General features: G+C 39.7%; 7 protein-coding genes. 3 read left to right on the forward strand and 4 right to left on the reverse strand.

Translation table 11 applies throughout. The features are described from left to right. The first annotated feature begins 217 nt into the window (after positions 1–217). A complete protein-coding gene (gene metH / locus ACYVFA_RS10550) occupies positions 218–4006 on the forward strand; it encodes a methionine synthase (RefSeq protein WP_460471865.1) in 3789 nt (1262 codons plus the stop codon). Between the two features lie 99 nt (positions 4007–4105). After that, positions 4106–4954, forward strand: a complete 849-nt coding sequence (locus ACYVFA_RS10555) for an SEC-C metal-binding domain-containing protein (RefSeq protein ID WP_460471777.1) — start codon at positions 4106–4108, stop codon at positions 4952–4954. A gap of 52 nt (positions 4955–5006) precedes the next feature. On the opposite strand, the gene ACYVFA_RS10560 is transcribed toward ACYVFA_RS10555, so the two are convergent. Continuing rightward, complete coding sequence (locus ACYVFA_RS10560; RefSeq protein ID WP_460471778.1) at positions 5007–5561, reverse strand: DUF6580 family putative transport protein; 555 nt, start codon at positions 5559–5561, stop codon at positions 5007–5009. A 136-nt stretch (positions 5562–5697) separates the two neighbouring features. Beyond that, positions 5698–7128: a circularly permuted type 2 ATP-grasp protein gene (locus ACYVFA_RS10565; RefSeq protein ID WP_460471779.1), complete on the reverse strand. Its 1431-nt coding sequence runs from the start codon at positions 7126–7128 to the stop codon at positions 5698–5700. Between the two features lie 188 nt (positions 7129–7316). Between ACYVFA_RS10565 and ACYVFA_RS10570 the strand changes: the two genes are divergently transcribed. Then, positions 7317–8876: a DUF5723 family protein gene (locus ACYVFA_RS10570; protein WP_460471780.1), complete on the forward strand. Its 1560-nt coding sequence runs from the start codon at positions 7317–7319 to the stop codon at positions 8874–8876. Between the two features lie 45 nt (positions 8877–8921). Here ACYVFA_RS10570 and ACYVFA_RS10575 read toward each other — a convergent pair whose 3' ends face one another. Both ACYVFA_RS10575 and ACYVFA_RS10580 read right to left on the reverse strand, forming a co-directional pair. Then, positions 8922–10208 carry a Gfo/Idh/MocA family protein gene (locus ACYVFA_RS10575; protein WP_460471781.1) on the reverse strand — a complete coding sequence of 429 codons (1287 nt, stop codon included), beginning with the start codon at positions 10206–10208 and terminating at the stop codon, positions 8922–8924. 129 nt (positions 10209–10337) lie between these two features. Beyond that, positions 10338–10754, reverse strand: a complete 417-nt coding sequence (locus ACYVFA_RS10580; RefSeq protein WP_460471782.1) for a GNAT family N-acetyltransferase — start codon at positions 10752–10754, stop codon at positions 10338–10340. Positions 10755–10816: the final 62 nt, after the last annotated feature.

Here is a 10816-nt window from a genome sequence, read left to right on the forward strand (position 1 = left end):
AAAAATAAAACTCGTAACTATTCTATCTTGTTTAGATATTTTATCTATTTTATTAAATTTTTTCAAAAAATCAATCTTTAAATAGTATTTTTGTGAGATAAATTTTGTTGTTCTTATACACGATTGGCGAAATCGTGCTACAAAACCTAAAAGATAGATTACAGTGAGCGACATTCGTGAAATATTAAAAGATAAAATTCTGGTTCTTGATGGAGCTATGGGTTCGTTGATTCAGCAATATAAATTGACCGATGCTGATTATCGTGGAGAAAAATTCCGTGATTTCCCACATGAAGTAAAGGGTAATAATGATATGCTGTCAATTACACGCCCGGACGTTATCAAGGAAATCCACGCCAAATATTTTGAAGCAGGGGCTGATATAGCTGAAACTAATACCTTTTCGGGTACATCTATTGCTATGGCAGACTATCACATGGAAGATTATGTGTATGAGCTCAATTATGAATCTGCCAAGATTGCCCGTGAGGAAGCCGATAAGTTTACCGCTGAAAATCCGGATAAACCACGTTTTGTGGCTGGTTCTATTGGGCCAACCAACCGTACTTTATCGCTTTCACCAGATGTTAATGACCCGGGTTTTCGTGCTATAACCTTTGACGAACTGGTGGACGCTTACTACGAGCAAATTCAAGGTTTGGTAGATGGAGGAGCGGATGTTCTTCTAGTAGAAACGATTTTTGATACGCTGAACGCGAAAGCGGCTCTTTTTGCCATAGATTTATATGAATCGGATAAAAGGAAAGGCAAAATACGGCCGTTGAGAAGCCATTCAATTCCGAAACAGAATAACGAAAATGCTCCTCTTGCAGGAAAAGATGTAAAAATACCTGTAATGGTTTCAGGTACAATTACCGATGCATCTGGCAGAACATTGTCCGGACAGACCACCGAAGCTTTTTTAACCTCGGTTTCACATATTGATTTATTATCTATTGGCCTAAACTGTGCCTTGGGAGCTGATTTGATGCGCCCTTATGTACAGACTTTAGCCAATGAAGCTCCATTTTTAGTGTCTGCTCACCCAAATGCAGGTTTGCCTAATGAAATGGGTGAATACGACCAGTCGCCGGAAGAAATGGCAGTGATCGTAGAAGATTTCTTACAAAATGGCTTCATGAATATTATCGGCGGTTGTTGTGGAACAACTCCGGCGCATATTCATGCCATTGCAGAGGTCGCGAAGAAATACAAGCCAAGAGAAATTCCTGATTTTGAACCAATCCAGAAATTATCGGGCTTAGAGCCGTTGAAGATTACAAAAGAAACCAATTATGTAAATATCGGGGAGCGTTGTAATGTGACAGGTTCAAAGAAATTTGCCCGGTTGATTCGTGAAAGTAAATACGATGAAGCTATTTCGGTAGCGCGTGAGCAAGTGGAAGGCGGGGCACAGGTGATAGATGTGAACCTTGATGAAGGAATGATTGATGGGGTAGAAGCCATGAAAACATTCCTGAATCTGCTGATGGCTGAACCAGATATTGCCCGTTTGCCAATTATGATTGACTCATCGAAATGGGAAGTAATTGAAGCAGGTCTGAAATGTGTGCAAGGAAAATCAATCGTAAACTCTATTTCTTTAAAAGAAGGCGTAGAGAAGTTTAAGGAGTCTGCTGAGAAAGTAAAACGTTATGGTGCCTCGGCTGTTGTGATGGCATTTGACGAAACAGGACAGGCAGATAGTTACGAACGACGCATTGAAATCTGTAAAAGAGCCTATGATATTCTTGTAAATGAAGTACATTTCCCTCCACAGGACATCATTTTCGATCCAAATATCCTGACTGTTGCGACAGGTATTGAAGAACATAACAACTACGCCGTTGATTTTATTAATGCTACCCGCTGGATAAAAGAAAATCTGCCTTATGCAAAAGTATCTGGTGGGGTTTCCAATATCTCATTCAGTTTCAGAGGGAACGAGCCCGTACGTGAGGCCATGCATACGGTTTTCTTATATTATGCTATCAAGGCGGGTATGGACATGGGTATTGTAAATGCGGGCCAATTAGGCGTTTATGACGATATTCCAAAGGATATGTTGGAGTTATGCGAAGATGTACTTTTAAACCGTCGTCCGGATGCGACTGAACGATTGGTGACATTTGCAGAAACTGTAAAATCGAAAGGAAAAGAGCAGGTAGTTGACAATGCATGGAGAGATTTGCCAGTAAACAAACGTCTGGAACACGCCCTTGTAAAAGGATTAACTGAGTATATTGATATTGATGTGGAAGAAGCTCGCCAGCAGGCCGCAAAACCATTGCATGTGATTGAAGGCCCATTAATGGATGGAATGAACGTGGTGGGTGATTTGTTTGGTGCAGGTAAAATGTTCTTGCCTCAGGTGGTAAAATCTGCCCGTGTGATGAAAAAAGCCGTAGCTTATTTATTACCCTATATTGAAGAAGAAAAACAAGGTGGAGAAAGCTCTAGTGCAGGAAAAATATTGATGGCAACTGTAAAAGGAGACGTACACGACATTGGTAAAAATATTGTAGGCGTAGTGCTAGGTTGTAATAACTACGAAATCATAGATTTAGGTGTGATGGTGCCAACTGACAAGATTTTAGCAGAGGCTAAGAAGCACAATGTCGATATCATAGGTCTGTCTGGTTTGATTACGCCAAGTCTGGATGAAATGGTGGGTGTAGCAAAAGAAATGGAGCGTCAGGGCTTTAAAATGCCTTTGTTGATTGGTGGTGCCACAACCTCTCGTATTCATACGGCTGTGAAAATCGACCCGCATTATTCAGGGCCTGTGATTCACGTACTTGATGCTTCAAAAAGTGTTCCGGTGGCAGGTCGTTTGATGCAGAATGACCAGACTCATCAGGAGATTTATGATGAAATCAAGAACCAATATGCCAATCTGAGGGTTGAGCACGCCAGCCGTCAGAAAGATAAAAACTTTATCACGATTGAAAAGGCGCGTGAAAATCATGTGCCGATTGATTGGGCAAACTTCCAGCCAACGAAGCCTAAATTTTTAGGAACGAAAATTTTTGATAACTATGATCTGGCAGAAATTGCCAAGTATATTGACTGGACTCCATTCTTCCAGACCTGGCAATTGCATGGCAAATATCCGAAAATCTTCAATGATGAAGTGGTAGGAGCAGAGGCGAAGAAATTGTATGATGATGCCCAGAAGATGTTGAAGAGAGTAATTGCTGATAAATCTTTGCAAGCCAGAGCAGTGATAGGTTTCTATCCGGCCAATTCAGAGGGTGACGATATTACCTTACATAATTTTGAAGAATACCACTATGATTTAGCCGGACAGGGTAGCTTAAAAGGCACGGGCTATAGAGTATTGAGTAATACTGCTGTTGCTGAAAATGGTGATTTGATTGAAAATACTACCTCTTTAGCCACTTTGCATAATTTGCGTCAGCAAAACCTGAAGGCACAAAACCTGCCAAATCTATGTTTGTCAGATTTTATAGCTCCTGTTAATTCGCATAAAGAAGATTACATTGGTGCTTTTGCCGTAACAGCCGGATTAGGCATTGAAGCGCTTCTGGAACAATATGAAAAAGATCATGATGATTATAATTCAATCATGCTCAAAGCTATTGCTGACCGTCTGGCTGAGGCATTCACAGAATTGATGCATGAAAAAGTGCGTAAAGAATACTGGGGTTATGATTCAGACGAAAATCTTAGCAACGAAGAATTGATTTCAGAAAGATATGCAGGTATTCGTCCGGCACCAGGTTACCCTGCCTGCCCAGACCATACTGAAAAGCGTACTTTATTTGATTTATTGCAGGCAGAGAAAATTGGTATTGAACTCACTGAAAGTTTTGCGATGTATCCGGCAAGTTCAGTAAGCGGCTGGTATTTCTCTCATCCTGAAAGTAAATACTTCACCATAGGTAAAATCAGTAAAGATCAGGTAATTGATTATGCTGAGCGTAAGAATATGCCTGTAGACGAGGTTGAGAAGTGGTTGAGCCCGGTTTTGAATTATGATTGAGCATTGATTAAAGAATGGTATAGAAAGGCAATCCTTATGGGTTGTCTTTTTTCTTATCCATTTTTGCCATAATTTTGTAGTCGAAGAAAATAACCAATCATGTTTACATACCAAATCAAAAATCCAAAAGAGGCGTTTCTCAATATTGAAGTAGGAGAAGGGGAGTTTGCCGGAAAGATATTGAAGTCGAATGAGTTACAACCTTGTATGGAGTTAACCTGTAATTGCGGAAATATCTATTTTGCTGATGATGCCGAGCAGGTATATGCGCTGGATGTATCGAATAATCAGATTCTGAAATATACTGAGACAGAAGCTATTGATAGCAGTAAAGATGACTACCTGAAGGCGCTTGAAGGTGAAATATCAAACGAGCAATGGAGTGAACTGAATACCTTTTTTAAAGATCTGAAAGGCATGGCGTCAGAAGTGGCTGATGCAGATAAAATTGAAGCCAATTTTGCCAATTATCAGAAAGTATTGAAGGAGTCTCAGATGGTTTCATACTTTGAGGTACTCCCGTGGTCATTTGATTTTAATTTAGTAATTGACGATACTACTTACTGGATTAGTGATTTTTATTGTGTGCAACCTTCATGTAGTTGTACGAGCGTTTTATTGTTATTCTCATTCAGCTATGATGAAGAACCTTCCTTAGAGCTTTGGTATGATTATAAAACGCATGAGGTTTCAATGGGGCAACTGGATGATAAGAAAATGCCGGTTACCAAAATCATCAGAGAAATCAGATATACACAGGCTGATAAATTCAGACAGACATTAAGCAGCCGGCATAGAAGAATGACTATACTCTTTAAGAATTTTTTGAAGAGGAATAAAATCACTCCGACCATGCAAACACCCATTATCGGAGGGAATACTGTGGGAAGAAATGAGCCATGTCCTTGTGGGAGTGGTAAAAAATATAAGCAATGCCACGGTGCATAAAACAAAAGAGCGGGTATCACTACTCGCTCTTTTGTTATAATATTATTAGAAATTAAGCTACTCTCAATGCTTCAAAACGGCGCTGTAATAAGTAGAAGCCACCAAATACGACACCAGAATAGAATTGGTCGCCTACAATTTGATTTCTTAAGAACTCTAAACCTGCCCTGTACGAAGCTATTATCCCTGTCCAGTTATGCGGATAATGTCCTAGCATTGGATCTGGCGCTGGCGCTTCAGGGTATAAAAAAGCAAAATTTGTAATTAAAAAGAAAAGCAGGGAGCTAGCCAGAGCAGCACCCGCCACTCTTAAAATTGTTACTTTTTGTAAAGCAAAAATACCTAATAACGAAATCAATGCAAATGATCCGTATACAACGGGTATACCGGAATGGAATCCCCAGCCTGTTAATAATTCCAGCATAATATCACTAATCAGCATAGCCGAAAAAGGCACCAGAAAGGCCAGCCAGCGATTACTGAAATAGGCTCCGCCGAATAGTGCTATGGCAGCCATTGGCGTAAAATTAAAAGGATGAGGGAAAAATCTTGACAAGGCAGCCAATACGATGATAGCGGCAATTGTAGAATAACGAGTTATATTCATAAAAAATCGATAAGTCGGTAATTGGCTGATAAGCCATTTGGATTATCAGCCGAAATCACGACAAAAATACGAACCTTATCGCACAATCAAAAATAAATAACGTCTTTCCGTTTGAGTAGGGCAGTTTCTATACATTTTAATAGAGTACCCAGGTATCTTTACTACCACCACCCTGCGATGAATTAACTACCAATGAGCCTTTGCGCAAAGCCACACGGGTTAGTCCTCCGGGAGTTACATGAATGCCATTGCCATATAAAATATAAGGTCTTAAATCAACATGGCGGCCTTCTAAGCCTTCTTCTAATACACAAGGGCTACGTGATAAGGATATAGTTGGTTGTGCTATATAGTTTCTTGGGTTTGCCTTGATTCGTTTCTTGAATAAATCATGCTCTTTTTTTGTGGCTTTCGGCCCGATTAACATCCCATAACCTCCTGCTTCATTGGCCTCTTTTACTACCAAGTCGGCGATGTTTTCTAATACATATTTCTTTGCATCCTCTTCACCACAGATATAAGTATCTACGTTCGGAATAATGGCATCTTCTCCTAAATAGTATTTGATAATGCGAGGTACATAGGCATAAACTACTTTATCATCGGCGACACCTGTACCCGGCGAATTAGCTAATGCGATATTTCCTTTTCTATATACATCAAACAATCCCGGAATACCAATCAGTGAATGAGGATTGAATGTGAGGGGATCCATAAAAGTATCATCGATTCTTCTGTAAATCACATCAACCGTTTTGAAGCCCTTGGTTGTACGCATTTTTACATAATCGCCTGATACTACTAAGTCTCTGTAATCTACTAATTCAACACCCATTTGTTGTGCCAGATAAGAATGTTCAAAATAGGCAGAATTGTAAATACCAGGGGTCAATACTACCACAGTAGGATCCGGGCGTCCTGATATATATCTGAGTACTTCTAACAATTTAGCCGGGTATTCGGAAATTGAGCGTACGCTTGATTGAGACAATACATCGGGGAAAGTCTGTTTTGATAGCTCACGGTTTTCGAGCATATACGATACACCAGACGGGCACCGAAGATTATCCTCCAGAACTCTGAAAACTCCATCATTGCCCCGAATCAAATCGGTGCCGGTTATATGTATCCATATCTTTTTTGGCGGAGTCAATCCCATACATTCTTTCAAAAAGCCTTTACTTGATTCAATGATTTCGCGAGGAATGATTTTGTCTTTTAATATTTTCTGTTGGTTGTAAATGTCTTGCAGGAATAAGTTTAGAGCCGTAATACGCTGAATTAAGCCTTTTTCCAACCGGTTCCACTCAGAAGAATCAATCACCCGGGGAATGATGTCGACTGGAATAATTCGCTCAGTTCCACCTTCTTCCGAATATACGTTGAAAGTAATACCAGCCGAAATCATGGCACGTTCTGCGGCTCGTTGTTTGTTCAATAATTCAGGAATTGAAAGTTTCTCAATCCGTTCTTTTAAAAAGTGATTACCTACGCGTGCAGCTGTTTCAGCAGTTAGCATTTCGTCGAAAAAGTTTTCAGTTTGGTAGTTTTTGAAGTCGTAGGTCATATAAGTTTCTTTGGTTTTAGAATAAACTGATGTACTAAAATATCATAAGCAATCTTTAATTCAAAATCTTCTATCGATTTTGTATAGAAATAGTTAATTTTGTCGTTCTTTTGATTGGAGTACTATTGATTGAATCCATTTTAAGGAATATATAATCCTACTTTTAGATGAGGGTATCCTTTTGTTTTTTGCTAATACTAATACATTTACAAACCTTTTCACAGCAATGGCTTGGTATTTCACCAAGTAACTATGCAGGTACCTATGGTATCTATACTAATCCCGCCAATGTAGCCGATTCTCGCTATAAGATTTTTCTCAACCTTGCCGGAGCTAATGTTGATATTATGAATAATTATGCCTCCTGGGGTGCTCCTTATTCAATCTTAGGTTTAGTAACTAATACTGTTTCAAGCGAAAATCGGGCTCCAAACGGCAGTATTTTATACAGAAATACTTACACTAAAGAGGCACTGGGTAATAAAAACTCAACCGCTTTTTTGGGGACAGATGTACGTGGGCCTTCGTTGATGTTTACACTCGAAAAAGCCAAAATGGCTATCGGGCTTACTTCAAGATTAAGATTGATTACCAATCTTAATAATACAACTACCCCTGTGGCTCGTACTTTTGTGAATGGTACGGTGATTCCGGATATTTTTGGAATACCTCAGAATGATAATCATTTTGCTGCAAACCTGAACGCCTATGCTGAAATGGGGTTTACTATCGGAAAAGTTATCAGAGAGCAGGATGAGCATTTTCTGAAAGTGGGGCTAACCGTGAAGCGTGTGAATGCAATTATGAATGTGCACTATATTGGTGAGGATATTGATTTTACGATAGATCAGGTGCCAAATCGACCTAGAAAACAGAATCTTTTCTTTGAAAATGCTGTCGGTACTTTTGGTATGACAAAAAGTGGTGCGATGCAGATTGCAGGATTCAGCCCAAATTGGTTGTTTGGAGATGCGCCTGCAGGAATTGGTTATGGCTTAGACTTAGGTTTTGTTTATGAATATAGACCTGATTATAATAAATATGATATAAGACTAAAAGATCGATGGACAATGGACGGTACTAAAAACAAGTATCTCTATAAGTTCAGCCTGGCTTTAGTAGATTTTGGACAGATTCGTTATAAGAGCGATCCATTTGTATTCCAGACAGATGTAGCAGAATCAAATGTTCTGATTTCTCCTGGAACATTTAATAAAATTAATTCTGCTGATAAACTTTATAATCAGATGAATAATGCATTTGGCTGGTCTGATATTAATTATCGCCATCAGTTTAATGCACCTTTGCCTACAGTAATTTCTACCAGTTTTGATTATTCGTTTTCAGAGAAACTATATGTAAATGCTACCTGGATTCAGAGTATCAGAGATACTAAATCAATAGGTATGAATCAGCCTTCTCTGATAGCAATTATTCCGCGCTGGGAGTCAAAATGGCTGGAGGTTTCTGTACCTTTATCTTTACAGAATGGCTATAGGAATCCGTCGATGGGCTTGGCAGGCAGGGCGGGCCCCTTGTTTTTGGGAACTGATAATCTGCCTGGTCTCTTAAATATTGGAAATCCCAGAGGCTTAAACGCTTATTTTGGACTTTTTATGCCAATTCACAGGAAACTCCCTGATTCGCCAAATGCTTGCTATTCAGAAACCAAAGCAGGGTGGGGGCAAGGTATCCGGGATATGCTAAAGAAAAGAAAACAACGTAGACAGTGGAATAGAGTCAGATAAAGAAAATGCCTGTTTTGGGAACAGGCATTTTCGTATAAGTATATGCTATATTTTCACCCCATAAGGTTTCCGCATTTTTCTGCTCAGTTTTTTATTTGCTTCAGCGTCGTCAAATTTCTCTGTTACAGGATTCCATTTCAATGGACGACGAAGTTCATAACCAATGTTGGCAATATTACAAACTGTACAAGTACGATGCCCGATTTCCACATCGCAGAGTGGTTTTTGTCTGGTGCGCATCGAGTTCAAGAAATCCTTATAGTGATTTCCGCCAACCGGAGATGTTAATTTAATATCACTATCTTTCAATTGCACATCTTTTAGTTTGTCTGGTACATTCAGAAATGACCGACTTACTTCAATAACCCCATCCTTGCCTCTGAATTGGACCCCATTGCCTTTGCCGAAGTCGTGATGAATCATTTCAACACCATTGGCATATCTGAAAACCATACCTTGTTCGGCATCAGGAAAACTTGGCGGATACAATTCAACCGGGCCACTTTCGTCCATACCTAATCCCCATTGAGCAATATCAAACATATGCGCTCCCCAGTCGGTCACATCACCACCACCAAAGCCTTTATAATAACGCCATTTACCCCAGAAATTATCTTCCAGGCGTGGCGCTAAAAAGTGATGGTATGGATGAGGCTGATTGGGCCCTAACCACATATCCCAGTTCATGGTTGTTGGAATAACCTCAGGTTTAAAGTCAACTGGTTTCGGAGGCCCGCCTATAGTCACTCTTACCTCCGTGATTTCGCCTATATACCCATTTCTCACCAATTCACAGGCTCTTCTGAAACCATCGGCAGAGCGTTGCATACTTCCCGTTTGCAAAACTCTGTTATTTTTTCGCACAGCATTTACCAAAGCTCTACCCTCTGCTACGGTGAATGTAAGCGGTTTTTCCAGATAAATATCTTTCCCTTTTTCAGCGGCTCTGATGGCAATAGAGGCATGCCAATGATCGGGTGTAGCAATTACCACGGCATCAATATCTTTTCTGTCTAAAAGCTCTAGATAGTTTTCGTAAATCTGTGGTTGTGTTTTTTCTTCACCCAGAAACTGCTTGGCATTTTTTACAAACAAATCTTTGGTAAAGCTTTCTGATTTGGTTTTGTCAACATCAGAAACGGCTAGAAGGTTTATTTCTTTGGTTTCAAGGAAACGCCCTTGCAGACCGCGGGCTTGTCGGCCTAAACCAATGAAACCTACGTTAAGTACATCACTGGGAGCTAAAAAACCTCTGCCTAGTACGTTTCTCGGGACAATTGAGAAAGCTGCCAGAGTTCCGGTAGTTTTTAAGAAACTTCTGCGGGTTGTCATAGTATTTAAGGTTGAGTTATGTTAGATGAACTGTATCCAGAGTGATGATACAATCAATAATAAATCGAATTCAAAGATAGGTGTCAAACCTATTGGTTTCCATCAATAAAAGGAATTATTTATTCATCCTCAGACCAGCTCATTCGGATCATCTAATGTATAGGCATGAGTGTGGTGTACCATGCCTATGCGAGGATAATAATTAATAGCTTTAGGCGCAGAGAGAAGTATGAGTTTTGCTTGCGGACTAGCGATTTTAGTATGTCGTATCAATTCGCGGCCAATACCGAGCTTCTGATAATTTCCATCAACAAACAAGTCAGACAAATACGTACAGAATACCCAATCAGTTACGGATCTTGCCACACCTACTAATTTATTATCAATTCTTGCTGTAATAATCAGGTTGGCATTTTCAACCATTGCCTTTATTCTTTCAAAATCATCTACCGGACGCCTTTCTCCTAATGTTGAGGCAATGAGTGTATTATTGAATTCCTGCCAGTCAAGGTCTTTTTCCTGTGCGTATTGTACTGATATATCCATAAAATTTGTCTTGTTGTAATGCAGACAAATGTATCGAAATGCAGTCGATAAATCAAAATAAA

The sequence above is a fragment of the Emticicia fontis genome, assembly GCF_054779675.1.

Bases quoted from the DNA above. Each gene is read 5' to 3' on its own strand.
- metH (WP_460471865.1), top strand. From the start codon at position 218: ATGGGTTCGTTGATTCAGCAATATAAATTGACCGATGCTGATTATCGT.
- ACYVFA_RS10555 (WP_460471777.1), top strand. From the start codon at position 4,106: ATGTTTACATACCAAATCAAAAATCCAAAAGAGGCGTTTCTCAATATT.
- ACYVFA_RS10560 (WP_460471778.1), bottom strand. From the start codon at position 5,561: ATGAATATAACTCGTTATTCTACAATTGCCGCTATCATCGTATTGGCT.
- ACYVFA_RS10565 (WP_460471779.1), bottom strand. From the start codon at position 7,128: ATGACCTACGACTTCAAAAACTACCAAACTGAAAACTTTTTCGACGAA.
- ACYVFA_RS10575 (WP_460471781.1), bottom strand. From the start codon at position 10,208: ATGACAACCCGCAGAAGTTTCTTAAAAACTACCGGAACTCTGGCAGCT.
- ACYVFA_RS10580 (WP_460471782.1), bottom strand. From the start codon at position 10,754: ATGGATATATCAGTACAATACGCACAGGAAAAAGACCTTGACTGGCAG.